This is a genomic window from Kribbella antiqua (genome assembly GCF_004345665.1).
In the GTDB taxonomy this organism is placed as follows: Bacteria; Actinomycetota; Actinomycetes; order Propionibacteriales; family Kribbellaceae; genus Kribbella; species Kribbella antiqua.
In genome coordinates, this window is record NZ_SLWR01000002.1 from 139104 (window position 1) to 166019 (window position 26916).

Sequence of the window (26916 nt, forward strand, 5' to 3'; positions counted from 1 at the left end):
CCAGTGCGACGACCCTGGGCGCTGAGCGGGGGTCGGGTCGCCCCCCAGATGACGCGCCGGAGCCCCCCGGTCCGTGCTCTCCGCGGGCAGGGCTGTCCCAGGGGCTCTGGCTCACTCCCGCCCCAGATCCCGGTGTACGACCAAGGTCGGTGACCCCTTCTCGCGCAGCCTCCGGGCGATCTCCTCGGCCATCGCGACGCTGCGGTGCTTACCCCCGGTGCAGCCGATCGCGACGGTGACGAAGCGCTTGCCCTCGTTCAGGTAGCCGGTCCGGAGTGTGTCCAGCACGTCCACGTAGTTCTGCAGGAACTGCTGGGCCAGCGGATGGCCGAGCACGAAGTCTGACACAGGGCGGTCCTGCCCGGTCATCGGACGCAGGTCGGGCTGCCAGTACGGGTTCGGGATGAACCGCATGTCGGCGACCACATCCGCGTCCACCGGGATGCCGTACTTGAATCCGAACGACACCACGGTCGCCCGCAGCTCCGCGTTCTCCTCGTCGCCGAAGGCGTTCACGATCTTCGCGGCGAGCTGGTGGATGTTCATGTTCGAGGTGTCGATGACCAGATCGGCACCGGCCCGGATGTCGCCGAGCAGCTCACGCTCGCGCTGGATGCCGGTCAGCAGCCGGCCCTCGCCCTGCAGCGGGTGTGGCCGGCGGACACTCTCCTGCCGCCGCACGATCACGTCGTCCGACGCCTCCAGGAACAGCGTCAGCGGCCGGTATCCCTTCAGCCGCAGGTCGTGCACGGCCGAGCTCAGCTCGTCGAAGAACATGCCGGTCCGCACGTCGACGACGACCGCGAGCCGTGGTGCCGCGCCGGTGCCGACGAGCTGCTCGACGATGGTGGTGAGGAACATCGGCGGCAGGTTGTCCACCACGAACCAGCCGAGGTCCTCCAGCACGTCCGCGACCGAGCTCCGCCCCGCGCCGGACATGCCCGACACGATGATGAGGTTGCCGCCCGACTCGTCCATCAGTTCTCAGTTCTCCCTGGATCCCCGTCAGGCGTCCCGGCCGGTGCCGGGACGTCCTCGTCCAGTATCTCGCCGGTGGCCATGTTGACCGCGGGCGCCTTGCCGGTTTCCGCCTTCGTTGCGGCAGCGTTCACCGCGAGTACGACGGACTCCGCCGTACGACGGCCGAATCCGGGCAGGCCGGCCACCTCGTCGATAGTGGCCTGACGCAACTTCTTCAGCGAGCCGAAATGCCTGAGCAGAGTCTTGCGGCGGACCTCACCGAGGCCCGGGACCTCGTCCAGAACGCTTTCCACCATCGACTTGGAGCGGCGGTTGCGGTGGTGGGTGATGGCGAATCGGTGGGCCTCGTCGCGCAACCGCTGCAGCAGGTAGAGGCCTTCCGACGTACGGGAGAAGATGACCGGGTCCTCCTCGTCCGGAAGCCAGACCTCCTCGAGGCGCTTGGCCAGGCCGCACACCGGGATGTCGCCGAGGCCGAGCTCGTCCAGCGCTTGCCGCGCGGCCGCCACTTGCGGCGGACCGCCGTCGACCACGACCAGGCCTGGCGCATACGAGAACTTCTTCGCGCGGCCGGTTTCCGGATCGATCAGACTGGCCGCCGGGTCCTCGTCGTCCTGCATGGTCGCGCGCTCGTCGAGGAGCCTCTTGAACCGCCGGGTCAGCACCTCGGCGATCGAGGCGACGTCGTTCTGCCCGTCGACGCCCTTGATCACGAACCGCCGGTATTCGCTCTTGCGCGGCAGGCCGTCCTCGAACACCACCATCGAGGCGACCACTTCGGTGCCCTGGAGGTTCGAGACGTCGTAGCACTCCAGCCGCAGCGGCGCCTCGGGCAGGTCGAGCGCGGCCTGGATCTCCTCCAGCGCCAGGTTGCGGGTGGTCAGATCGCTGGCCCGCTTGGTCTTGTGCATGGTGAGCGTCTGCAGCGCGTTCCGCTCGACGGTCTCCATCAGCGACTTCTTGTCGCCGCGCTGCGGAACCCGGATGAAGACCTTCGAACCCCGCAGCTCGGACAGCCACTCGGTCAGCGCGTTGGTGTCCTCCGGCTCGGTCGGCACCAGGATCTCGCGCGGGATCGCGTCGCCGGAGTCACCGGCGTACGTCTGCTGGATGAACCGCGAGACCAGGTCGCCGGTGGTCGCCGTACCGTCCGCCTTGTCGGCGATCCAGCCGCGCTCACCGCGGATCCGGCCGCCGCGGACGTAGAAGATCTGGACCGCGACCTCGAGCGGATCCTCGCTCAGCGCGATCACGTCGGTGTCGGTGCCGTCGCCGAGGACGACCGCATTCTTGGCCAGGGCCTTCTCCAGCGCGGCCAGGTCGTCCCGGATCTTCGCGGCCCGCTCGTACTCCAGCTCCGCCGCGGCGGCCCGCATCTCCTTCTCAAGCCGCCGGACGTATGTCGCGGTCTGGCCGGACAGGAACGCCGCGAAATCCTCGACGATCTTGCGGTGCTCCTCCTGGCTCACCTGGCCGGTGCAGGGCGCGGCGCACTTGCCGATGTAGCCGAGCAGGCAGGGCCGGCCGATCTGACGGTGCCGGTTGAAGACGCCTTTGCTGCAGGACCGCATCGGGAAAACGCGCAGCAGCAGGTCGACGGTCTCGCGGATCGCCCAGGCGTGACTGTAGGGGCCGAAGTACCGGATGCCCTTCTTTTTCTGGCCTCTCCCGACCATCACTCGCGGATACTCCTCGTTGAGGGTGATCGCGAGCCAGGGATAGGACTTGTCGTCGCGGTACTTCACGTTGAAGCGAGGGTCGTACTCCTTGATCCAGGAGTACTCCAGCTGCAGCGACTCGACCTCGGTGCGGACCACCGTCCACTCGACCTTGGCCGCCGTCGTCACCATCGCCTGGGTGCGCGGGTGCAGGTTCACCAGATCCTGGAAGTACGACGACAACCGGGCCCGCAGGTTCTTCGCCTTGCCGACGTAAATCACCCGCCCGGCGGCATCGCTGAAGCGATAGACACCAGGCGAGTCCGGGATCGACCCCGGAGCGGGACGGTAGGAGGACGGATCAGCCACGGAAACCACCCTAGTTCGCCGCGCCGACAAACCAGGAATTCCGCAAAAGTTTCTATTGCAGCTTCAATGACAGACTTGAAGGCATGAATCTCGGCGACATTGATCGGACCATCCGGCAGTACGACGGAGTGCGCGTACTCGAAGCACAGGAGGACCTGTTCTACCTCTACGACCCGGACGAGGACCTGCCACCGGAGCGGCAGCAGCCGTTCGCCACCATCGTCACCGGCGACCACTACGAGAAGGTGTCGCGGCTGGACGAGCCGGATGCGTGGCGGCTCAACCTCGGTCTGACGAAAGCGACGTACACCTCCTTGTTCGGCCCGGTGCCGACCGAGCGGGACGCGGACTGGGTGCTGGACTCCGGCCACGACTACGCCGTACGCGACGAACTGATGCCACACCCGTTCTACGCCTCGCAGCACTGGGTCGGCATCGTGTGCCCGTCGGACCTCGGTCGCCTCGAGCCTCTGCTGGCTGAGGCGTACGGCTTCGCCGTCCGCAAATACGTCAAGCACAAAGCACGGCACAGTGTCACTTAGGAGAAGGGGCTGAAGTTTGCGGTCGTGTTGCGGGTTACCTCATAAGGCCCGTTTGACCCCTGATTGGGATGAGTCAGGTCCGTAGCGTGTGACTCAGGGTAGATGTGCAGGACCTTTGCGTGAGGCAACCAGGCCTTGCGCTGACTCGAGGGAGATCCGCCCATGTCCCCAAAGATCACCAGACCGCGGGCCGTGCTGGGAGCGATCGCGGCATCCGCGCTCGCCGTCTCCGGCATCGTCGCCACCGCGGCCGGAAGCAATGCCGCACCGGAGCCGGGTGTCAGCATCCGCGGCGCCGGCAGCTCGACCGCGATCCCCGGTAGCTACATCGTCGTACTGGCCGGCCAGCGTTCGCAGGTCCAGACCCGGGCCACGAACCAGAGCCTGGCCAGCACATACGACGTGAAGGTGCGCGACCAGTACGACGCCTCGATCAAGGGCTTCTCGGCGAACATGAGCGAGGATCAGGCGAAGAAGCTGGCCGGTGACTCGCGGGTCGCATACATCCAGCAGAACCAGAAGATCACGGTCAGCCAGGACGACCCGCCGTGGGGCCTGGACCGCAGCGACCAGCGTGACCTACCGCTGGACAAGAAGTTCGAAGCGTCGACGACCGCCGAGAACGTGAACGTCTATGTGATCGACACCGGCATCTACGCCGCGCACAAGGACTTCGGCGGCCGGGCCTCGGTCGGCACCGACACCGTCGGCGACGGCCAGAACGGCGTCGACTGCATGGGCCACGGCAGCCACGTGGCCGGCACCATCGCCGGTACGACGTACGGGCTGGCCAAGGGCGCGAAGATCTTCGGCGTCCGGGTGCTCGACTGCAAGGGCTCCGGCTCGTCCGAGTCCGTCATCGCCGGCATCGATTGGGTCACCAAGAACGCGAAGAAGCCGGCCGTCGCGAACATGAGTCTCGGCGGTGTCGCCGACGACGCTCTGGACGCCGCGGTGAAGGCGTCGGTCGACTCCGGCGTCACCTACGCCGTTGCCGCTGGCAACGAAAGCTCGGACGCCTGCGCCAGCTCGCCGGCCCGGGAGCCGTCCGCGATCACCGTCGGCGCGACCGACGACCAGGACCAGAAGGCGACATTCTCGAACTGGGGCAAGTGCGTCGACCTGTTCGCTCCCGGCGTGGACGTGCTCTCGGTCGGCATCACCGACCCGGAGTCGACCGCCAAGATGAGCGGTACGTCGATGGCGACGCCGCACGTGGCCGGCGGGATCGCGCTCTACCTGGCCGACCACCCGGACGCCAAGCCGGCCGATGTGACGACCGCGCTGGTCGGCGCGGCCACCGCGGACAAGCTGGGCGACCCGGGCGCCGGCTCACCCAACAAGCTGCTGTACGTCGGCAAGGTCGACCCCACGCAGCGCTGAAGTAACAAGTCGAAGGACCCGGCCGCCCCGATGGCCGGGTCCTTCCCCCTATGGCCGCGGCTACGCTGATTGAACGATGTTGCTGCCCTGTACGGCGACCTTCACGGCCGGCAGAGCCGTCTGGGCCGGACCGCTGACCGGGCTGCCGTCGGTGATGCTGAAGTGGCTGTTGTGGAACGGGCAGACGATCTGACCGCCTTCCACCGAGCCGATCGGGTTGCCCTGGTGGGTGCAGACGGCCGAGAAGCCCTTGTACTGCCCCGCCGTCGGCTGGGTCACCACGACCTTGGCGTCGGTGAACACCTTCCCGCCGCCGACCGGAACGTCCGAGGTCGGGCCGAGCACCGTGCCGCCACCGGAGGTCGCGGAAGGCGTCGTACTGGTGCCGGTCGTCGGCGTGGTGCTTGCCGGGGCCGAGCTGGTTCCGGTGGTGCCGGTCGAACTCGAGCTGCCCGCGTCGTCACTGCCGCCGCAGGCGGCGAGCAGCGGCGCGCTCGCGCCGGCCAGGGCTACCATCGCCGCACAACGCAGAACGGACCGCCGGTCGCGCAGGGCGTCGACCTCCGGAGTGGACTGTGGTGCGGTGGTGTCGCTCATGAATCTGGACCTCCAGGAGCTGCATGAGTGTTGTGTGGTGTCCGCCCGGCGAACCGGGCGCACACCGACTCAAACGACGAGATCGCCCGAACGGTTCAGCGTTGCACCAGATTTCTTGGATTGAACCGCGATTTGAGGCTTTTCTGGGCGTTTGCTGGGTGTCAGCTGGTAGTCCGGGTCACTGTTTCGACCACCCGGGCGGCCAGATCCAGGAGCGCGCGGCGTGTCTCGGCCTGGAGTTCCTCACTGTGCAGCGGCCAGGCCTGGGCGATGTGGGCGTCGTACGGCAGGACGACCGGTTCCAGACCTCGCTGCCGGAAGGCCTGGACCAGCCAGGTGGCCGAACCCGGGTCGACGTTCTCCACCATCGTGATGACGATGACGCCGCGGGTGAGCAGGACGTCCTGCCCTTCCGGTGGTAGCTGGTCGAGCTCCTGCAGGCAGTAGTTCGCCATCTGCTGCGCCGACGGCACCACCAGCACCGCGGCGTGCGCGGACGTGGCCATCTCGCTGCCGACCTCGTCGAACATGCTGCCGGGGCAGTCGACCAAGGCCAGGCCGACGTCACGTGCTCCCTGGGTCTGCGCCTCGGCCAGAGTGGTTCGTACGGCGTCCGCCGTACCCTCGCTGCGGACCAGGGTGACACCCTCCAGCGGCCCGGCGCCGAGGGACATCTCCAGCCGCCTGGACAGCTCGGCGCCACCGGGGTCGCAGTCGACCGCGACGACCCGGTCGGAGCGCTGCGTGGCGAGCATGGTGCTCAGCAGTGCGGTGACTGTCGACGTACCGGCTTCGGTGACCGGGCTCAGCACGCCGACGCGTCGCATGATCGCGATCGGGCGGCGGATGGTCGCGATGTTGTCCACGTCGCGCTGCATCCGGCCGGACGCCCCGACCAGGTACGCCGCCTCGGACGCGAACCGGCGGAACCGGCGGAAGACCGAGTCCCCTTGGTCGTCCGGCATCGGCGTACCGATCTGGTCGGACTGCGGCGTGGGCGCCGGTCCCCAGCCACCGTCGACCGGAGGAGCTTCCTGGTAGGGCGGCGGAGGCTGCTCGTAGACCTGCCCAGGGTGCTGCTGGTGCGGCGGTGGGTAGGACTGGTCCGGGTACTGCGGCTGCGGTGGTTCCGGGTACTGAGGCTGGTACTGGGGTTCCGGGTACGGCGGCGGCTGGTACTGCGGCTGCTGCTCGTACGGCGGGTACGGCTGATACGGCGGCGGGTATTGCTCGTACGGCGCCGGCTGGTACGGCGCTACCTGGCCAGGCGGAGGCGACGGGTAGGCAGGCGGCGGCGGAAACTGCGGCTGCTGCTCATAGGCCGGTGGCGGTGGAGGCGGCACGTACTGCGGGTCATACGGCCCTGGCTGGTACGGCGGCGGTGGCGGCGGAGGCGGGTACCCCTGCTGCGGGTACTGCTCCTGCGCATAAGGCTGGTACTGCGGGTACTGCTGCTGGGGATACTCCGGCTGGTACGGCGGTGGAGGCGGACCCTGCGGCGGATACCCGGGCTGCTGATACTCCGCCGGCTGCTGCTGGTATCCCGGCCCCTGCGGCGGAGCTACCGGCTGCTCAGGAGCAGGCGGCACGGCAGGACCCGCTTCGGTGGGCGAGTCCTCCGGGTCAGCCGGTTGTTGGGCTGGTGCCTGCTCCGCCGCCATCCGGCGCAGCATGTCACCCTGCCAGTCAGATTCAGTCATTCCATCCGGTCAGAATGCGTTCAGCAGGTCGGTGTAGACGCCGAACACTCCCAGCGCCAGGGGAACGGTCACGAGGATCGCCCCGACCTCAAGATAGTCGAGCAGCTGAGTGAGCCGAGCCTTGACATGCTCCGCCGGTGCGAAACTGAGACCGAACACGCAGAACATCGCCACCAGCACCAGCAGGCCGAGTGCGATGAACGCGCCGCCCTGTCCGTTCGCCGCCGCGATCAGCACACACCCCGACACCACCGCGAACGCCGCCGCGAACAGTACGGCGACCTCGCTCACCAGCGGGTACAACCGCGACCGGGACGCGAGCAAGAACGCCAGCACCAACGCGAGCGCGATCGCCCACGCACTCCCCTGCCGCAGCAGCATGATCCCGGCCACCGCGGACGACACCGCGATCGGCACAGTAGCCAGCGCCAGACCCAGGTGCGCCGCGTTCAACGCACTCCGCACATCGCCGCGCATGATCTCCTGACCAGAGGCCCGGCGATCATCCAGACCGGACAGCCCGGACAACGCCAGCGCCATCCGCGGCAGCAAGCCGAGCAACAGCACCGCCAGCAACGCCGCGAGCGCACCGACGCGGTCGGCAGCCAGTCCACTGCCCACACCGATCATCCACACCGCGACGAAGAGGATCGACGTCGCACTCGCGACCACTCCACCACCGGCGACTCCGGCCGCGGCGAAGAACAACGGACCGAACGCCAGGCACAACGCGCCGACCGTGATCACGAGCCCGAGCTCCCAGCCCGCGTCCAGTGCCCAGAATCCGACGGTCAGCGCCAGTACGAGCGTCGCGACCGAGACCAACGGGATCGCGACCACCTTGTTGCCGGTGCGGCCGAGTGCGATGCCGATGAAGGCGCAGATCGCCGCGAGCACCAGCAGGATCACACCGGTCAGCGCGTTCGGCGCGGCCACCAGCAGCGAGATCGCACCCGCGATGAGCGAGAACACCAGCCCGGCGCCGGCCAGGATCCGCCGGTGCGAAGGCTTGAACGTCGTACCGCGGCGTTTGAGGTCCTCGACCGCTTCCTCGGTCACGTCGTACACGGTCGGAGGCGGCGGCAGCTCGCCCTCGGACGCCAGCCGCAGTACGGCGCCGTCGATGATCTGCGCCGACGCGAGCGTCCCCTCCGGCGGCACCAGTTGTCCGGCCGCGGTGGTCAGGAAGCGCCGCTGCGGCGTCTGCTGCAGTGGTTCGTCCAGCATCCGCAGCAGATCCGGGAGCAGTACGCCGAGCGGTTCGTCGGCGGGCAGCACGGCATCCAGCCGCTTCCGCTGCCCGATCACTGTGACCCGGCTGTAGGTGCTCATCCACGTCCTCGCTTCGCTCCGGGCGCGGATGAGACACGACACGCCCTGTCCTTGATGGTGAACTCGCTCCGCTCGTCCACGCCGCGCGTACTCCTGTTCTGGTCGTTCGTCATCGCCGGCCCGCCGGAGCAGCGCCGGCCGGAACGAGCTTCTTCATCAGCGCCGCGTACTTCTGCCAGTCCCGCGGGTTGCGCCCGTCGCCGATCGGGTACCAGATCGCGGGCGCGTGCGCGGGCCCGATCGCCAGGGCCCGGCTGATCCCCTCGACCTTCACCATCTCGTCGACGCTGGACGCCCGGACCGCCTCGTTCCCGGCAGCCATGCCGATCGGGCACGCCATCCCGACGAACCGCGGCTGGTACGTGCCGTCAGCTGCGCCGTACGCGCCCATCACCATCGCCGAGACCAGCTCGAAGTGGTCGGCGATCTCGTCGATCCACTCGCCGATCTTGTTCGCGTCCGGGAAGTCCATCGTCGGCTGGGCCACCGCCAGCGTCACCGTCTCGTCCAGCCCGGACGAAGTACGGCGCGCCTCCAGAGTGCCGACGGCCGGCTTGAACTCCGCACCCGGCTGCCCGGCCAGGACCAGCCAGGTGGGGTCCGGCGCCCGGTCACGGCAGTACTCGGTCATGGCTTCCGGACTCCACGGCTGCGTCACCGGCTCCGACGTCGACCAGCCGGCCGGGCCACTGCCGGTGGCAGCCGTGAACAGCCGCTCCGCGGTCCGCCCGAGCACCAGGCTCTCGACCGGCTTGTGCCGGACCCGCACGGTGAACTGCAGCTGGCCGAACGGCTCCTCCTGTACGACGTAGTCCGGGTGCAGGTCCGAGTTCGGCTCCCCCGGCTTGGCGGTGGACCGGGGCAGGAACTGCTCGCCGTTCCACTTCAGCCGGACGCCGTTCAGGCCGTCGAAGTACTCGCCGTCCTCGCCGGTGACGACCCACCGCGCGTTGAAACCGTTGAACAGCGTCGACCGGACCGGAAAGGTCAGCTTCGAGGTCTTCGGCGTGACCAGCTGCACGTCGAGCCCGGCCACCTTGGCCGAGGTCAACGCGTCGCTGAGCCACGCGGACATGCCGATCACCGGGCGATCCTGCATCACGACGGCGACCTTTTCGGTGATCAGGTCGACGCCAGGGCTGAAGATCAGGTCGTTCGGCATCTCAGTCGGTTCCCTCGCTCTTGGCCGTGGCTTGGGCTGTCTCGACACCGTCCGACGTCCACACCTTCCCGCCGAGCCGGTCGATCAGCGTGTGTGCGTACCGCTCCGCGAGCTCGCGGGCACCGTCCTGCGTGGTGGCGCGGATCTCCACCCACCACGCCGGTGTGTCCACCGAGCCGACCGCTTCGCCGAGCATCCGCTCGACCTCACCCGGCACCTGGATCAGCAGCGGCAGCTCGATCGAAACCAGCGGGTGGTCGTCGTCATCGCACAGTTGTACGACGGCGCCGCCACTCACGGCACGGACACCGAGCTCCTCCCCCGCGGCGGCAAGGCCCGCCAGCAGGTCGTCACTCGATGGGCGCCCGTCCACGAGTGCCACCAGGTCGTAGGTCATGTCGTTCCTCCGCTGCTCTGGGCGACGGTGCCCTCAGTGCTCTGGGTGACGGTGGCGGCCTCAGCCGGGTCGGCCAGTGCCGTCTGGACCAGCTGTGGTCCGTCGCCCCGTCGTACGAACAATCCGCGACCGGGCGGGTAGTCGCCCGGGTACGCGCCGGTGAAGAGCTGCCCCTCGCTGCGGTCACCGGACAGCACCAGACCGGCCGCTCCGGACTCGAGAACCGCGGACATGAACGGCTCGTACATCTGCCGCGACGCACCCGAGGCACGCCGGGTGACGATGAAGTGCAGCTTGATGTCCCGCCCGGCGCCGATGTACGGCAGGAACGGGTCCATCGGCGACTGCCCACCCGACGTCAGCAGGTCGTAGTCATCAGCCAGTACGACGATCCGCGGCCCACCCTGGCCGGCTTCGGGAATCGCGCCGGTGTCGTCGGGCATCCGCTTCGCCAGCTCCTGCGAGACCCCGGCGGCCAGCCCACTGGCGACCCGGCCGGTCGGCGCGTAACCACCGACGTACGACTCGGGTACGAACTCGCGCAGTCCGCGCCGGGGGTCCATCACCGCGAACACGAGCTGGTCGGACTTGTGCCGCTCGATCAGCTGCTGAACGATCAGCCGGACGATGTTGGTCTTGCCGGAGCCGCTGTCGCCGAACACCACCAGGTTGCTGTCCCGGCCGGCCAGGTCCAGGTAGACCGGCGCCAGCGCCCGCTCGTCCACACCGATCGGCAGGACGGCCGGCTGCCGGACCTCGTCGGCCACCTGAGCTCGCGGCAGCTGCAGCGGCAGGATCCGGATCTGCGGCGCGCTCGGTCCTTGCCAGGTCGACCGTACGGACACGGCCTGGCCTTCGAGCACCTCGGACAGGTTCTCGTCGGACAGGACGCCGTCCACCCGCGGCAGCGCGAACTGGGCGAACAGCTTGCTCCCCGGCACTACCATCCGGCCCGGACCTGCCTTGCGCAGGACCTCCTGCAGGCGCCGGTCGATGTTCGAGTCCGTCGGGTCGTTCAGCCGCAGCTCGAGCATCGTGCCGAACATCGCCTGGTTCTGCATCCGGACGTCGTTCCAGCGCATCATCGACGCCACCACATGGACGCCGTAGCTGCTGCCGCGCTGGAGGACGTCGGTGATCGGCTCGTCCAGCTCGTCGAAGGTGGTCTTGATCGCGCCGAAGTTGTCGATCACCAGCACGACGTCGGCCGACGGAAGCTCCGGGATCCGGCCGGCCGCGTGGTCCTGCCGGAGCGCCTCCATGGTGTCGATCGCATGGTTGCGGAACACCCGCTCGCGCTGGTCGATCATCGCCCGGATCTCCTCGACCGTGCGCCGGATCCGCTCCCGGTCGGTGCGCAGCGCGACGCCGCCGACATGAGGCAGTTCCGCCAGCGCCTGCATGCCACCACCAGCGAGGTCGAGCGCGTAGATCGCGACCTCCTGTGGCGTGTGGGTGTGGGCGAGCGAGGTGACCAGCGTCCGCAGTGCCGTCGTCTTGCCGGACTGCGGACCGCCCACGATCGCGGCGTGCCCACCGGCCCGGGTCAGGTCCAGCCGGAAGATGTCCTGGCGCTGGTTGCTCGGGTCGTCGATCACACCGACCGGCGGCCGCATCTGCGGCGTCGGCGCCGACAGCTGCAGACCACGGCCGTCAACGAAGTCGACGCGACCGGCCAGACCGTCCAGCGTGCAGGCGGTCGGCAGCGGCGGCAGCCAGATCTTCAGTACCGGCTTGGCCGCCCGGCGCACCTGGTCGACGAACACGTTCAGCACCGTCGGCCCCGTCGTACGCTCGGTCGCCTTGACTTCGTCCGGCTCCTGCTGAGCCTGCAGCTCCGCCTCGGTCGGCTGGTACGGCGGCAGCTCGTGCGGACGTACCTCCGCCCCTTCGTCCTCGACGACGTCGTCCGTCGGCGGGACGTAAGGCCCGGACACGTACGCCGCCTTGAACCGCTGATAGACGCTGGTGTCGACCTTGAGGTACCCGAAGCCGGGCAACGGCGGCAGGTGAAACGCGTCGGTCGTGTCCAGCACCGTGCGGCTCTCGTCCTCGGAGAACGTCCGCAGACCCAGCCGGTAGGACAGGTAGGTGTCCAGACCGCGCAGCGCACCGGACTCGATCCGCTGGCTGGACAGCAGCAGATGGACACCGATCGACCGGCCGATCCGGCCGATCGACAGGAACAGGTCGATGAAGTCCGGCCGCTCGGTCAGCAGCTCGCCGAACTCGTCGATGATCACGAACAGGTGCGGCAGCGGCGGGAGCTCCGGATTCTGCTCGCGCTGCAACCGGTAGTCGGTGATGTTGGCCTTGTTGCCGGCGTCCTTCAGCGCCTGCTGGCGGCGCTCGACCTCGCCTTCCAGGCTCTTGTACGCGCGCTCGATCAGGCTCGCGTCGTCGCGCAGGTTCGTGATGATGCCGGCCACGTGCGGCACACCCTCGAACGGCGCGAACGACGCACCACCCTTGAAGTCGACCAGCACGAACGCCAGGTCCTCAGGCGTGTGCGTGGCCAGCAGCGCCATCACCATCGTCCGCAGGACCTCGGACTTACCGGAACCGGTCGCGCCGATGCACAGACCGTGCGGGCCCATACCGAGCTGGGCCGATTCCTTCAGGTCGACGAGCACGACGTCGCCGTGGTCGTCGACGCCGAGCGGGACCCGGAGGAACGCACGATCGGGACGCCGCTGCCACAGGTGCCGGAAGTCGAGCTGGGCCGGATCGGTGATACCGATCAGCCCCATGAAGTCGACGTTGTCGCGCTGCGCGTCCTCGTCCAGCGACTCCGCGGACAGCCGCAGCGGCGCGAGCTCCCGGGCGATGCCTTCGGCGACCGCGGCGTCCATCCGGTCGACCTGGCCGCTGGCTGCCATCGGGTACTGGCCGCGGAGATCCTCGACACGGACGTCGTCGCCGTACACGGTGATCCGCATGGTCACCGAGCTCGGCTCCTGCACGCGGTCGGCGACCAGGTGCAGCACGGTGACGCCGAGTTCCCCCGGTACGAGTGAGTCGTCTGCCTGTGGGCGGACCTCGGCGGCGACGTCGCCGTACGTGTCGTGGAGGACGAGCAGGCGCTGGGTCAGCCGACGGCGGTCCTCGAAGTCCACCGAGCCGCGGCGTGACTCGGTCGCCCACTGGACACGCTCGGCCAGATCGTCCGCGAGCAGCTGCGACAGCTCCTCTGGGGTCTCCGCGATCCGGCGGAACGGAGTCGGGCCCTGCTTGCGCTCGGGGTCCTGAACGTGCGGCAGCCAGTTCATCCATTGCCAGTCCGGCATCGCGGCCCGCGGGAAGCACGCTGCCAGCTCGACATCCTCCGGCGCGTGGAACACCGCCGTCTGCACCAGGAGCGACCGAGCCACCCGTACGACGCCCTCGCGGTCGCCGACGATGCTGACGTTGCCGACGTGGTCCAGCGAGACGGTCAGCGGCATGTCCGGGATCAGCGTGAATCGCCGTACCAGGGCATTCGCCTCGGCCATCATGAACTGGTCCGGCGGCTCCATCGCGGAACCGGACTGGCCCACCACGGCCGGGACCACCGGCACCCGGCCGCTACCGCAGCGCGGCTGCAGGAAGTCGCTGTCGGTACGACGGCGCTCCCACAGCCGTGAGACATCGCCCACACAGTCCAGCAGCGCGTCCGGTGGCGGGTTCAGCTCGAGCGCCTCACTGCGGGCCTTGCGTTCCTGGACCGAGAAGTCGTCCCGCATCCGCTCGAGGTAGTCCAGGTAGCGGGTGCGCTGGTTCTTGCGATCCTTGCCACCCTTGCCGCGGGACGCGAGCATGCCGCCGACCGAGCCGACCAGGGTGAGCCCCAGCAGCCCGACGCCGACCATCACCATCGGGCCGGAGCGGCCCATCGTCATCATCGCGACGGAGCCGAGGCTGCCGACCATCGGCAACAGCATCTGCATCGCCCCGCCGCCGCTTGCGCCACCACCACCGCCGCCGAGCGTCGGTGCGGGCTCGATCACGCGCTGCTGCTGCACCCCGGGGGCAGGTGTGCGCCGCGCCGGGCGGTGCACGATCCGGCTTGCCACTAAGGTTTTCCTCCGCTGACCAGCCCGCGGATCCGCGGGGGACTTGTGTTTCGTACAGACGGACGTGCTGCACACTTTAGTGGTGGCGGAGGTCAAGGAATGACAGGCACCAGCGATTCGAACGTGGTCGAAATGATTGCGGATCTCGCTCCGATATGGTTGCCCGGCTGCGTTGTGGACGCCGGGCAGCGAACGGTCGAGGTCGGCTGGGGACGCGGCGCGTTGCAGATGTCGGCCGTGGTCGGCGTCGGCGAGATCGTCGAACGTTGCCTTCAGCTACCAAAGCAACTGTGGCCGGAGCAGATCGAGGCCTGGCTGCGCGCGGTCGTCGCCGAAGGCGAGCTCGCCACCGAGGAACACCGGTTCGGCGACGTCGCCGAACGCCAGCGTGCATTGCTCGTCCAGCGCGGCTGGTCGGCGCGCACGGCCGGTCCGGTCGCCGATGCCCTGCTGCCGTTCGGTGATCACTTCGAGGTGGTCGTGTTCATCAAGACCGGCGACGAGTTGCGCCGGCTGACCGTCGTACGGCGATCGATGCACGGGCTCGGGGATCCGGACGTGCCGTCGCCGGTGCAGCTCACGCTCGACGAGATCGCGGACCTGGTACCGCAGGAGCTGGACGGTTTCTCGGTGCTCAGCCGGGACGGCGATCCGCTGGTGTCGATGGCGATGGTCGACCGGGAGAACTTATTGCCCCAGGCATCTATTGGTGCGGGCGTGCTGATCGGCGTACCGCGGTTGAGCACTGTCGCCTACTGCCCCGCCGACGCCGGGCAGGCGCGCGCCGACGCGCTGGCTCAATGGGTCGCCGAGAGCTACCGCGGCGCATCCGACCAGTGCTCACCCGACCTGTACTGGCTGCAGGGCGACCTTCTGGTGCAGGTCCCTGTGACGCTGGCTACGCCGCCCAGCGCCGTACTGCCCGCTGCCCTCAAGCCGCAGCCTCGGCGGACCTGGCTGCGGCATCTGTTCGGGCGGTGACTATTTGCTGGGTGAAGGACTGACCGGTCCTGAGGTCGTTGCCGTCGGCGTCGGCTGCTGGTTCTGCTTCTCCTTGGCCATCGAGGTCTTGAAGTAGGAGTAGCCGGCGCAGCCCGCGCAGGCGATCGCGCCGATCATCATGCTGGCGAAGACCCTGCCGGTCTGCTCGTTCAGCGTGTTCTTCGCCCGCTCGGCGCCGAACAGCCACGCCTCCCGAAGCCGCCGGCGGCGAACCGCCACCGACTCGATCACCTGCGTCCCGTAGTTACCCGACATCAGGCAGCACCCAATCGCGCCATCGGTCGGCGTGCGGGGCGTCCACCGTCGTGCCGGCAGGGAATTCGTGCACACCCTGGCCCGGACGGTAGGCCGCGACCAGCAGATCCAGATCGTGGCAGAGCAGCATCGGCACATCCGGGCGCGCCTCGACCAGCCGGTCGAAAATCAGCCGCGCCTCCTGCAGTTGCGCAGCCTCGTCGCGGCCGAGCCAGATGTCGATCTCGATCGGATAGGTGTCGAACGCTTGCGCGGTCTCGGGGGTCGGGTCCGGCTCGACGTTGTCGTTCGGCTGGATCACGTAGCCCAGTACGCCGTCCACGGTCCGGGCCGGCCCACGCAGGCCGTGCTCGTCCGGCCCGGCTCCGGTGGTGTCCGGGATCGGCTCCAACTCGAGCAGCTCCCGGAGCAGCTTCGCCTCGTCCGCGGCCGCCGCGCCCGACTGCAGGAAGATGTTCTCCTGCGTGGACATCAGTTCTCCTTCGCGTAGAGCTTGTAGGTCACCATGCGGCCGTCGCCGAGGATCACGTGCGTCGTCGCGGCGACCGTGTCGCCGAACCTCTGCAGGCCGGCGAACGCCTCGGCAACGTTCTCCTCGGTGAGGCCGACCTTCCGGCCGTCGAGGACCACCTCGCCGTCGGGCGGGACCTGCTTGGCCGCCTTCTTGACGTTCCGCTTGACCGCACCCACCTCGCCGCTGTCCAGCGCCTTGAACTCGGTGATCAGACCCTCGTCGGCCGGGTTCTTGCGAACCATACATTCCGGATTCTTCAGGCGTTGCTTGGTGTGATCCTCCGGGCGACCGTCGACGCGCCAGCCCTCTTGCTCGAGGCGATCGGCCATCGCCCGCTCCTTGGCCTGGAAGGAACCGTCCGGGTCGTGCACACCAGGCGCGAACTGATCCTCGAGCGCCTTGTGATGGAACGCCGGATCAAACCCCTGCTTGGTGCTCACACCGAACTTGTCGTCCCCTGGGCGCCAATCCTGCCCGCCGGCAGGACTCGCCGCCGGCTGCTCGCCGTGGTCCGGCTGATGCTCAGCCGACCCGTACGACTGCGACTCATGCGGGGCCGCCCCATAAGCCTCCGGCTGCCCATACGGCCCTTGCCCCGGCTGCTGGTAAGGCTGCTGGTGCGGCGACTGCCCCGGGTGCTGATGCTGCGGCCCATACGGCGGCTGACCGGGCTGCTGGTGTGGCGGCCCATACGGCGGCCGCCCCGGCTGCTGGTACGGCTGCTGATGCGGCGGACCATACGGCGGCTGACCCGGCTGCTGGTACGGCGACTCAGGCCACGGCTGATGCGGCGGCTGCTGACCGGGGTACGGCGGCTGCTCCGACTGCCTGTTCCCCGGTCCATACGGAGGCTGCCCCGGCTGGTGCGGCGGCTGGCCCGGCTGCTGATGCGGCGGACCATACGGCGGTTGACCGGGTTGCTGATGCGGCGGACCGTACGGCGGCTGCCCCGGCTGCTGATGCGGCGGACCATACGGCGGCTGCCCCGGCTGCTGGTGCGGCGGACCGTACGGCGGCTGGCCGGGCTGCTGATGCGGCGGACCGTACGGAGGCTGCCCCGGCTGCTGGTGCGGCGGACCGTATGGCGGCTGGCCGGGCTGCTGGTAGGGCGGCTCCGGCTGGTGATGCGGCTGGCCCGGGCCGAACGGCTGGTTCGGTGCAGGCGGCTGCTGCCCCGGGTGCTGATGCGGCGGACCATACGGAGGCTGCCCCGGCTGGTGCGGCGCGTTCGACTGTCCCGGCCCGTACGGCTGATGCGGCTGACCTGGACCGAACGGCGGGTTGGGTGCAGGCGGCTGCCGACCCGGCCCGAACGGCTGCTGGGGAGGCTCGTGGCGGTAGCCAGGCGGCGGCCCGTAGTCCACCTCCGGCTGACCGGGACCATGCTGCTGCCCCGGGCCGAACGGCTGCTGCTCTGGCCGCTGGTACGCCGGGCGAGGCGCCTGCGGCTGACCCGGACCGAACGACTGCTGCGGCTGCCCTGGCGGCGGCGCCGACGGCTGGTCGGCCTGTCGGTAACCCGGCGGAGGCCCGTAGTCCGGCTGCTGGTGGGGTGCCTGCGCCGGCTGCCCTGGCGCGGTCGGCCGGTGCGAGTCCTCCGGCACCCCCGACGGGGTCGACGTGTCAGGCACATCTGGGGTCTCAGGTACGTGCCCACCTGGCAGCTGGCCGCCGGGCAGCGAGTCGTCGACGACGTGGATGACGACGTACGGCTCCTGTCCTCCCCGGCGTTCGAACGGGACGCCGTCACTGATGCCGACGATCCTGCCACTGAAGTCGCGCGGCAACGCGTACTCGCCCTCGTGTACCTCGTCGGTAATGGCCCGGTCGTGCATGACCTTGCCCATCGGGAGGCCTTGCGGAGAGCGGATCTCCACCACGACACCGAACTTGGCCCCGCCTTGGTGCGCGAAGTCCGCGGCCCGCTCCGGGTTCATCGTCGTCGACGTGTAGCCCGGGTTCTCGAACCGGTCGCCGCCGAAGGCCTCCTGCACCCAGCGCCGGAAGTCGGCTTCGGTCCGGACGTGCTGAGGTGCGGCGAGACCGCGCAGCAGCGTGCGTGGCTCGCTGGCCCTCGGCGCCCGCCGGATCAGATCGTCCACCCGGTCCATCCACTCCATCAGGTGCGGAGTCTGGTTCCGGATCGCCTGGATCCCCTGCCCGGGATTGCGCAGCATCCTGTTGACGAGGTTGGACGTCGACCCGCCGAACTGACTGAGGTCGTCGATGTCCCGACGGCTCCATCCCGCCGCGGCCTCCCGGATCTCGGCCAGGAACCGAGCCTCCGCCTCGGGCGACGCAGCCCGGCGTACCCGGTCCGGCGGGTCGAAGCCGTGATCAGCCGGCGTACGCGGCGCATCAGGCGAACGCGGTGCGTCCGGCTCTCGCAGACTGTCGAGGAACTTATTCCCCGGCGACCTCGCGTCACCAGCGTCCGGCGTGTGGGTCTCCGGCGTCGCTGGCGCGTGCGGGTCCGGGAGGTGGGGTTCCGAAGCGCGGGCCGCGGGTGGGTGCAGCTCTGTCAGGTGATCCCACTTGCTGCGACCGGTTCCATCCGCCCGCGGGGTCTCCGGCTGGCCCTGGTTTTCCGGTGCCCGCGGGTCGTTCTGCGGCGCGTTCGGATCGTTCTCGGGTGCGTTCGGATCGTTCTCGGGTGCGTTCGGATCGTTCTGCGGTGCCCGGGGGTCGTTCTCCGGGCCGTTCGGGTCGCGCAGTCGGGTTGACGGCTCGTCGATGCCGTCGAGTCGGTCGCGGATGCTCTGGCCCGGGTCGTACGGATCGTGCGGGCGCGACGGCGTGTCCGGCGTACCAAGAGCATCGCTGATCGACCGGTCCGGTACGTCGTTTCCGGCGTGCCGAGGCAGCGGCTGCTGAGCCGTCAACTGCGAAGCCGGCGGTGTGTTCGGGGTCCGCGGTACGCCGTCCCACTTGCCGCCGGGCTCACGGGTGGCGAACTTGATGTCCGTGATGTCGCCGGGGTACGGGTTCTTCGGGTACGCCCCTGTGTGACCCTCCGGGAACGCCTCCACGACCTTTCCACCCGGCGGCTGCCCGTCCAGGAACTTCACGTGGCCGAACTCGTCCACAAACGCGTTGAAGACGTGCCCACCGCCCGGGATCCCCGGCATCGGCGACTTCCACCGGACGAAGATGTTGGCGTGCGTACCCGGCGGCCGGCCGGTCAGCGCGTCGTACACCCGGCGATAAGCGGCGTTGGTGAAGTCAGCCGGGTTGTGCGGCCCGTTGGGGGCCGTCATCTTGTGCTCCGGCTTGAAGTCCTTCAGGTCCATCCATTCGAGCGTGCTTTCAGGGCCCTCCCCCGTGCCCATCCGGTTGCCGGCCGCCAGCCGCGGCGTGTCGCCGTTCAGGATGTCCGCGGCCTTGCGCGCGACGTCCGGGCAGTTCATCCGGTATTGCGGACTGAGGTGGTAGTCCGGGTTCAGCTTGCCGGACCACTCCTCCGGGTTCCGGTACGGCGGATCGCCGACCGAATCGTGCAGGTCACCGGCACGCACATCGCGCGGGTCTGCCGGGATGTGCTGGTGCGGGTCGACCAGTTCGCGCGGCTTGCCCGGCTCGGGCCGCAGGTGGCCCGGCTTCATCGCGTCGAGGTCGACCTGCCGTCGCTGCGGGTCGTCCCACTTCGGGTCGTTCGCGGCGTCGAGCGGTGTGTTCGGGTCACGCGGTGGACGCGGATGCGACGGCAGATCGTAGGGCTCATACTTCGTCGCCCGCGGGCCGAACTCCTCCCCGGGCATGTGCCCTGGATTCGGGTCGTGGGCCACCGGCCGGGTCGGGTCGTAGCCCGGCCGGAGCCACGGCGGGGTGTTCGGATCGTTCGAGCGGTCGTGCCACGGCGGGGTGGAGTCCGCCGAGCTCTTCGCGTGCGCGCCGACCCGGTCGGGGTCGCGGTAGTCCGGCGACTCCCAGCCCTCGTGGTCACGCCGGCCGGTCGGGTACAGCGGGTCGCTGCCGCGCGTGCGCGGAGCCTGCGGTTCCGGCGTACGCGGCGCGTTCGGCTGGTTCGGCGCGTCCGGCCGACCCGGGCTGTTCGGAGTATTCGGCGCGTTGGGCGTCCCGGCATGCCCCGGTACGCCGGCATGCATCGGCATCACGGGCGCGACCGCAGGATCAACGTTCCGCGCCGCCGCCGGCTCCGGCGTGCGCGGAGTCCCCTCCGGCACACGCGTCTCCGGCGCAATGGGCGTACGCGCGCTCTCCGGAGTACCCGGCGTCTCAGGCGTCCGCGGCGTCTCCGGCGCATGCGGCGTCTCCGGAGTACGCGCGGTCTCCGGCGTGTGCGGCGTCTCCGGTGTGTGCGGGGTCTCCGGCGTGTGCGGCGACTCCGGTGTGTGCGGGGTCTCGGGAGTGCGCGCGCTCTCCGGTGTGTGCGGCGAGTCTGGCGTGTGCGGCGTCTCCGGGGTGCGCGCGGTCTCCGGTGTACGTGCGGTCTCCGGCGTGTGCGACGTCTCGGGAGTGCGGGTGGTGTTCGGGGTGGTCTGCGCGTCCGGCGTCCGGGTGCCCGGTGTGGTCGGCGAGTCCGGCGTACGCGCGCTCGGAGTCGTCGCTGCATCCGGCGTGCGGGTGCTCGGCGTGCTCGCGTCGGGCGTGCGGGTGCCTGGCGTGGACGGCGCGTCCGGTGTGCGGGTTGCCGATGGTGTCGTCGTGGTGTCGGGAGTGCGCGTGCCCGGCGTCGTCGTGGTCGGGTCCGCGTGTGAGACCGGTGACGTCGTCGCCGGATCCGCATGAGTCACAGGCGACGTCGTCGTACCGGGATCCGCATGTGAGACCGGTGACGTCGTACCTGGATCCGCGTGGGACACGGGCGCAGACGGCGAGTCCACTGTCGGCGTGTGGGTGGCGGCAGGTGCGCTCACGTCCGGCGTGTCCACCGACGGGGTGTCGACGGATGGAGTGTTGACCGACGGGCTGTCGACCGAGACGTGAGGAGCGTCGACCGAGGCGTGCGCGTCGGGGAGGTTCGGCGTGTCCACCGACGGTACGTCGACCTTCGGCAGGCCCTGCATCTTGAAGGTGTCGCCGACGATCGGGATCTTCGACAATCCCTCGACCACACTGCCGACCTTCGGGATCTTCGTCACCGCGCCAAGGGCACCGTCATGCATGGCGACCCGCAGCCCTTGCAGCTTCTCGGCCACCCCGGCGACCCTCGCCACCGTCGCACTCATCGCGCCGAACCGGCCGGCCATCGCGGCGCCCCTGAGCGCACCGGCGGATCCGCCCGAGGCCACGGTCGCGACCACATTGGTGAGCGCGATGCCCAGTGCCTTACCCGGGTTCTTCGCCCACTCGTCCCAGGCGACGAAACCCTTCACCACCTGGGTGCCCATGTTGACACCCGTCTCGCCCCAGTCCTTGACCCACTGCGGCCGGGTGTCCAGGCCGGTGAGCTTGTCGAATCCCCACCAGGCAAGCTGATACGGAGCCGTCACTATCTGCCCGACAAAGGTGCCCAGCCCCACCCAGGCTTGCCCCGCGTCCTGCCACGTGGGCACGTCCCACTTGAAGACATCCTTCATCAGGTCGCGGAAACCGGGGATCTCGCCCAGCAGGGGCAGTACCGGGATCAGCGTCAGAACGCTCTCGAGCGTCTCGCCGACGACGGTGAGGACCCCGCCGACGAAGTTCACCGGGAACTCGAGACAGTCCTGCCACCACGGCTTGTCCCGTTCCTCCTCGGTACCCCACGCGGGCGGCGGCGGATCGCCCTCTTGCTCCTTCTGCGGCGGCGGCTGCTCACCTTCGCGGACACCGGTCTTCGGATCCCAGGGCTTACCGCCGTGCAGCTTGACGATGTCGTTGGCGGTGTTGATGCAGAGCTGCGGGAGCTCCTCCGTCATGATCCGGCTGACGTCTTTCACCATCCGGTTGTTCCAGTCGATCATGTACTGATCGTTCTGCCACTCCGGATTGCCGTTCTTCTTGCGATGCCACTCGTAGGCCTGGTCCCGGATCTTGGTCAGGCTGGAGATCTTGCCGCCCAGCTCGCTGGCCAGGTTGCTGAGGTACCGGGTCATCGCCGGCAGGCTCGGACCGAACTCGGTGAGGTTCGTCTGGACCTTCTTCGTCGAGTTGACCAGCACCTCCCGCTCGGGTGCGTGGTACACCGAGTTCAGCCCCTGGAACGTGTTGTGCACGTTGTTGCCCAGGTCGACGTACCCCTGCCCGAGGCCGCTCAGATCGGGAACGTTCTGGAGACCCTGGTACACCTTGGTCAGTTCCGCGATCGGGATGCCTTCAGGTTGGATCATGTCAGTTCAGTCCTCGGCTCACACGGGGTTCAACGATTGCTGCTGGTACGGCGGATGGACGCCGTCACGACTGCGGTCGCGCCGCCACCATCGCCTGCTCGAGCGTCTGCTCACTCGGCGCAAAGGAACTGATGCCGTGCTCGGCCACCAGGAAGATCAGGTTCGCGTACCCGGGCGGAACGAAGACCAAATACTCCGCCGCCTGGTACGCCGCCCAGTCCGCCAGCTCCTCCGGGGTCGCACCCAGCTCCGGGCTCGGCGCCTCGGCGGTCAGCCACTCGGCGAGCCGCACGCGGCCCGCATGGGCCACATCGTCCGGCACCGCCGCCGGCTCCTGCTGCTCGCTCATACCGCCCTGTTCCTTCCACCCGGCGGAGTGGAGCCCGGCGGCTGCGGTATCTCACCGCGCCCCGCGGCCCGCTGCGCGTTCAGGGCCATCTCTTCCTGCCCGTTCATGTAAGCCATCACCGCGTTCTGAGCGCCGGTCAGCGAAGCCCCGACCTGTTTCGCGGCCGCTTCCAGCGTCGGCGACCAGTGCTGGGCGTACTCACCGACTGCCGCCGCGACGACCGTGAACACGTCGTAGTTCAGGCCGTTCATGATGGCTTCCAGCTTCGCGCCGTACGCCTTCGTCAACGGGTCGAATTGCGCCGCCGCGGTCTGCGTGTCCGTCAAGACCTTGCTGACGCCCTCGACATCGATGTCCCAGTCCACTGTCGCTCCTCGGGTCTGCGGGCCGGCCCAGTCAGCCCATGCCGTCGACGGCGGACTGCGCCTTCTTCAGCGTCGCGGCGGCGGTCGCGTCGTTCTGGGCCAGGGTTTCCTTCAGTGACGCGATCACCGACAGGGTCGAGTCGGCCGCCTTGTTGAAGCGGTCCTCCACGGCGCGGTAGCTCTCGGTCACGCCGCTGGCCGACGCGTCCGACAGCGCCGCCTGCACGTTCTGCCGGTGCGTCGCGATCAGGCTCTGGATCTGCCCGGAGAGGCTGTTGATGGTCGACTGCACCTCGCCGGAGGCGGCGGTGTCGTAGCTGTTGCGGTTTGCCATCGTCTGTTCCTCTCTCAGCGCTTGCCGAACTTGGCGCCGTCGAAGTCGGCCGCGCCCTGGTTCTTCTTCGCGGTGTCGGCCATCTCGCTGTCACCGCTCCGGAAGGCCGAGTCCATCCCGGACTGGCCCTGGTTGATCGCCGCGAGCCCGGCGTTCAGGTCGCCGGCGATGCCGTCCACGTTGGCCTTGAAGGCGTCGAACATCTGCTTGCCGGCACCGTTCATCTTGCCTTCCAGCGGTTGGGCCGCGGCGACCAGCTGCTTCACCAGGCCACCGAGGTCCTGAGTTCCGGAGGTGGTCTTCTTGGCCAATTGGCTCAGGGTGTCCTGGCCCATGTCCCAGCGTCCGGTCACGTTCTCTCCTTCGAAGTTTGGTCACGCCGCACCGGCCACGATAGTCGCGACGACGGGTCATCAATGGCGCCGCCGCAGACCTTTCGACCAGGATCGAAAGGTGCCTGCAACACACCTGGAAAGTTCGTTGCCGAAGACAACTATCGGTGTGTGAGCAGGCAACAACAAACCGCGTCAGTTCGCCGCGCGGCGAGCTGACGCGGTCTCGGGCAGGCAGGCGAGCTGTCGCGGGTTGTCCGCGGCGCCTAGCTCGCCGCGCGCTTTCTGGTGGTCGCCGCCTTCTTGGCGGCTGTCTTCTTCGCGGGCGCCGCCTTCTTCACGGGCGCTGCCTTCACGGGCGCTGCCTTCTTGGCCGCGGTCTTCTTCGCCGGGGCCTTCTTGGCGACACCCTTCACCGCGGCTGCCTGCCCCGCCGCTGCTTGTTTCTTCGCGCTGGGCTTGGCGGCCCGGCCGTGCAGGATCTCGGCGAGGAACTCGCCGGTGTACGACGCCGGGTTCGCCGCCACCTCCTCCGGGGTGCCCTCGGCAACGAGTGTGCCGCCGCGGCGACCGCCGTCGGGGCCGAGGTCGATGATCCAGTCGGCGGTCTTGATCACGTCGAGGTTGTGCTCGATCACCAGCACCGAGTTGCCCTTGTCGACCAGACCGCCGAGCACGCCCAGCAGCTTGCGGATGTCCTCGAAGTGCAGACCTGTGGTCGGCTCGTCCAGCACGTACACCGTCCGGCCGGTCGAGCGCCGCTGCAGCTCGGACGCCAGCTTCACCCGCTGCGCCTCACCGCCGGACAGCGTCGGCGCCGGCTGCCCGAGCCGGACGTATCCGAGGCCGACCTCGACCAGCGTCTTCAGGTGCCGCGAGATCGCCGGGATCGCGGCGAAGAACTCGGACGCCTCCTCGATCGGCATGTCCAGGATGTCCGCGACCGTCTTGCTCTTGTAGTGCACCTCGAGCGTCTCCCGGTTGTACCGGGCGCCGTGGCACACCTCACACGGCACGTACACGTCCGGCAGGAAGTTCATCTCGATCTTCAGCGTGCCGTCACCCGAGCAGGCCTCGCACCGGCCGCCCTTGACGTTGAACGAGAACCGGCCCTGCTGGTACCCGCGGACCTTCGCCTCCGGCGTCTCCGCGAACAGCTTCCGGATGTGGTCCCAGACGCCGGTGTAGGTCGCCGGGTTCGACCGGGGCGTGCGCCCGATCGGCGACTGGTCGACGTGGATGACCTTGTCGACCAGCTCCATCCCGGAGATCTTGGTGTGCCGGCCGGGGACCGCACGGGCCCCGTAGATCTGCCGCGCCAGCGACGTGTAGAGGATGTCGTTGACCAGCGTCGACTTGCCCGAGCCGGACACGCCGGTGACCGCGACGAACACGCCGAGCGGGACCGTCACGTCGATGTCCTGCAGGTTGTGCTCGCGGGCGCCGTACACCTTCAGCTCGCGGCCTTCGGTGAGCGGGCGCCGGACCGCCGGGATCGGGATCTCCTTGCGGCCGGATATGTACGCGCCGGTGATCGAGTCCGGGTGGTTGCGCAAGTCCTCGACAGTGCCGGAGACGACCACCTGGCCGCCGTGCTCACCTGCGCCCGGACCGATGTCGACCACCCAGTCGGCGTGGTCGATGGTGTCCTCGTCGTGCTCGACGACGATCAGCGTGTTGCCCAGCTCCTTGAGCCGGAGCAGAGTCTCGATCAGCCGCCGGTTGTCCCGCTGGTGCAGACCGATCGACGGCTCGTCCAGCACATAAAGTACGCCGACCAGCCCGGACCCGATCTGGGTCGCCAGCCGGATCCGCTGCGCCTCGCCGCCGGACAGCGAACCCGCCGGCCGGCTCAGCGCCAGGTAGTCCAGGCCGACGTCGAGCAGGAACCGCAGCCGCTCGCCGATCTCCTTGATCACCCGCTCGGCGATCTGCTTCTCCCGCGGCGTCAGGTCCATCTGCTGGAGGAACCCGTGCACCTCGTCGATCGACATCGCGCTGATCTCGGCGATGTTCTTGCCGCCGAGGGTGACCGCCAGCGAGATCGGCTTCAGCCGGGCACCGTTGCAGGCCAGGCACGGCACCTCGCGCATGTACTCCTCGAAGCGCTCCCGGCTGGTGTCGCTCGACGCCTCCGCGTGCCGCCGCTCGACGTACGGGATGACGCCTTCGAAGGTGGTGTAGTACGAGCGCTCGCGGCCGTACCGGTTCTGGTAGGAGACGTGCACCTGCCGGTCGTGCCCGGTGAGCAGCGACTTCTTCGCCTTCGCCGGCAGCTCACCGAACGGCGTGCTGGTCTTGATCTTCAGGTCCTTGGCCAGCGCCGCGAGCAGCCGCTCGAAGTACTGCGAGACGTTCTGCCCGGACCACGGCTGGATGGCGCCCTCGTCGAGCGACTTCGACGGGTCCGGCACCAGCAGCTCCGGGTCGACCTCCATCCGGGTGCCGAGACCGCTGCACACCGGGCAGGCGCCGTACGGCGAGTTGAACGAGAACGACCGTGGCTCCAGCTCGTCGATCGCGAGCGGGTGGTCGTTCGGGCAGGCGAGCTTCTCGGAGAACCGGCGCTCGCGATGCGGATCGTTCTCCGGCAGGTCGACGAAGTCGAGCACCACCAGACCGCCGGCCAGGCCGAGCGCGGTCTCGATCGAGTCGGTCAGCCGCTGCTTGGCCGAGCCCTTCACCGCGAGCCGGTCGACGATCACGTCGATGCTGTGCTTCTTCTGCTTGTCCAGCTTCGGCGGCTCGGTCAGCTGGACCGTCTCGCCGTCCACCCGCGCCCGGGAGAAGCCCTGGCCGCTCAACTGGCGGAACAGGTCGACGTACTCACCCTTGCGGCCACGGACGACCGGCGCGAGCACCTGGAACCTGATGCCCTCCTCCAGCTCGAGCACGCGGTCGACGATCTGCTGTGGAGTCTGCCGCGCGATCGGCTCGCCGCACTCCGGGCAGTGCGGACGGCCGGCCCGGGCGAACAGCAGCCGGAGGTAGTCGTACACCTCGGTGATCGTGCCGACGGTGGAGCGCGGGTTCCGCGAGGTGGACTTCTGGTCGATCGAGACGGCCGGTGACAGGCCCTCGATGAAGTCGACGTCCGGCTTGTCCATCTGGCCGAGGAACTGGCGCGCGTACGCCGACAGCGACTCGACGTAGCGCCGCTGGCCTTCGGCGAAGATGGTGTCGAAGGCCAGGCTGGACTTTCCGGACCCGGACAGTCCGGTGAAGACGATCATGGCGTCCCGCGGCAGGTCGACCGAGACGTCCTTCAGGTTGTGCTCACGCGCTCCGCGCACGATCAGACGGTCAGACACAAGCTCACT

At 69.0% G+C, this 26916-nt stretch carries 19 protein-coding genes; 3 read left to right on the forward strand and 16 right to left on the reverse strand.

Annotated elements, in window-relative coordinates; all coding sequences use genetic code 11:
* Positions 1 to 111 precede the first annotated feature (111 nt).
* On the reverse strand, positions 112 to 978 hold the full coding sequence (rapZ, locus tag EV646_RS06730; RefSeq protein ID WP_132145104.1) for an RNase adapter RapZ: 867 nt from the start codon (positions 976 to 978) through the stop codon (positions 112 to 114).
* Entirely contained in the window at positions 978 to 3008 is a 2031-nt protein-coding gene (gene uvrC / locus EV646_RS06735) for an excinuclease ABC subunit UvrC (protein ID WP_132145106.1), read from the reverse strand. Before uvrC ends, rapZ begins: the two co-directional genes overlap by 1 nt.
* A gap of 83 nt (positions 3009 to 3091) precedes the next feature.
* Between uvrC and EV646_RS06740 the strand changes: the two genes are divergently transcribed.
* Together EV646_RS06740 and EV646_RS06745 are read left to right on the forward strand one after the other, a co-directional pair.
* Positions 3092 to 3550 (forward strand): DUF6194 family protein, encoded by a 459-nt coding sequence (locus EV646_RS06740; protein WP_132145108.1) that lies wholly within the window; start codon positions 3092 to 3094, stop codon positions 3548 to 3550.
* Between the two features lie 162 nt (positions 3551 to 3712).
* Positions 3713 to 4933 carry a S8 family peptidase gene (locus EV646_RS06745; protein ID WP_132145110.1) on the forward strand — a complete coding sequence of 407 codons (1221 nt, stop codon included), beginning with the start codon at positions 3713 to 3715 and terminating at the stop codon, positions 4931 to 4933.
* 60 nt (positions 4934 to 4993) lie between these two features.
* Here the strand turns inward: EV646_RS06745 and EV646_RS06750 are convergent, their stop codons facing one another.
* The 6 genes from EV646_RS06750 to eccCa form a co-directional block, all read right to left on the reverse strand.
* Complete coding sequence (locus EV646_RS06750; RefSeq protein WP_132145112.1) at positions 4994 to 5530, reverse strand: Rieske (2Fe-2S) protein; 537 nt, start codon at positions 5528 to 5530, stop codon at positions 4994 to 4996.
* 161 nt (positions 5531 to 5691) lie between these two features.
* A complete protein-coding gene (locus EV646_RS06755) occupies positions 5692 to 7230 on the reverse strand; it encodes a MinD/ParA family ATP-binding protein (protein WP_132145114.1) in 1539 nt (512 codons plus the stop codon).
* Positions 7231 to 7239: 9 nt separating this feature from the next.
* Positions 7240 to 8562: an EsaB/YukD family protein gene (locus EV646_RS06760; protein WP_132145116.1), complete on the reverse strand. Its 1323-nt coding sequence runs from the start codon at positions 8560 to 8562 to the stop codon at positions 7240 to 7242.
* 109 nt (positions 8563 to 8671) lie between these two features.
* A complete protein-coding gene (locus tag EV646_RS06765) occupies positions 8672 to 9724 on the reverse strand; it encodes a DUF6177 family protein (protein WP_132145118.1) in 1053 nt (350 codons plus the stop codon).
* 1 nt (position 9725) lies between these two features.
* Positions 9726 to 10121 carry a hypothetical protein gene (locus EV646_RS06770; RefSeq protein ID WP_132145120.1) on the reverse strand — a complete coding sequence of 132 codons (396 nt, stop codon included), beginning with the start codon at positions 10119 to 10121 and terminating at the stop codon, positions 9726 to 9728.
* Positions 10118 to 14173 (reverse strand): type VII secretion protein EccCa, encoded by a 4056-nt coding sequence (gene eccCa / locus EV646_RS06775; protein WP_132145122.1) that lies wholly within the window; start codon positions 14171 to 14173, stop codon positions 10118 to 10120. The genes EV646_RS06770 and eccCa overlap by 4 nt, the downstream gene beginning before the upstream one ends.
* 99 nt (positions 14174 to 14272) lie before the next feature.
* On the opposite strand from eccCa, the gene EV646_RS06780 reads away from it, so the two are divergent.
* Complete coding sequence (locus EV646_RS06780; RefSeq protein WP_132145124.1) at positions 14273 to 15154, forward strand: hypothetical protein; 882 nt, start codon at positions 14273 to 14275, stop codon at positions 15152 to 15154.
* Here EV646_RS06780 and EV646_RS06785 read toward each other — a convergent pair whose 3' ends face one another.
* The 8 genes from EV646_RS06785 to uvrA form a co-directional block, all read right to left on the reverse strand.
* Positions 15155 to 15430: a hypothetical protein gene (locus EV646_RS06785; protein WP_132145126.1), complete on the reverse strand. Its 276-nt coding sequence runs from the start codon at positions 15428 to 15430 to the stop codon at positions 15155 to 15157. It lies immediately after the preceding gene.
* On the reverse strand, positions 15420 to 15902 hold the full coding sequence (locus tag EV646_RS06790) for a hypothetical protein (protein WP_132145128.1): 483 nt from the start codon (positions 15900 to 15902) through the stop codon (positions 15420 to 15422). Before EV646_RS06790 ends, EV646_RS06785 begins: the two co-directional genes overlap by 11 nt.
* Positions 15902 to 22216, reverse strand: coding sequence for a toxin glutamine deamidase domain-containing protein (locus EV646_RS38780; RefSeq protein WP_158290911.1), 6315 nt, complete (start codon positions 22214 to 22216; stop codon positions 15902 to 15904). Before EV646_RS38780 ends, EV646_RS06790 begins: the two co-directional genes overlap by 1 nt.
* 64 nt (positions 22217 to 22280) lie before the next feature.
* On the reverse strand, positions 22281 to 22565 hold the full coding sequence (locus tag EV646_RS06800) for a hypothetical protein (RefSeq protein WP_132145130.1): 285 nt from the start codon (positions 22563 to 22565) through the stop codon (positions 22281 to 22283).
* Positions 22562 to 22930, reverse strand: a complete 369-nt coding sequence (locus EV646_RS06805; RefSeq protein WP_132145132.1) for a DUF6507 family protein — start codon at positions 22928 to 22930, stop codon at positions 22562 to 22564. The genes EV646_RS06800 and EV646_RS06805 overlap by 4 nt, the downstream gene beginning before the upstream one ends.
* Before the next feature lie 31 nt (positions 22931 to 22961).
* Positions 22962 to 23264: a hypothetical protein gene (locus EV646_RS06810; RefSeq protein WP_132145134.1), complete on the reverse strand. Its 303-nt coding sequence runs from the start codon at positions 23262 to 23264 to the stop codon at positions 22962 to 22964.
* Positions 23265 to 23278: 14 nt separating this feature from the next.
* A complete protein-coding gene (locus EV646_RS06815) occupies positions 23279 to 23617 on the reverse strand; it encodes a hypothetical protein (RefSeq protein ID WP_241995491.1) in 339 nt (112 codons plus the stop codon).
* Positions 23618 to 23862: 245 nt separating this feature from the next.
* Positions 23863 to 26907 carry an excinuclease ABC subunit UvrA gene (uvrA, locus tag EV646_RS06820; protein ID WP_132145136.1) on the reverse strand — a complete coding sequence of 1015 codons (3045 nt, stop codon included), beginning with the start codon at positions 26905 to 26907 and terminating at the stop codon, positions 23863 to 23865.
* Between the last annotated feature and the right edge of the window lie 9 nt (positions 26908 to 26916).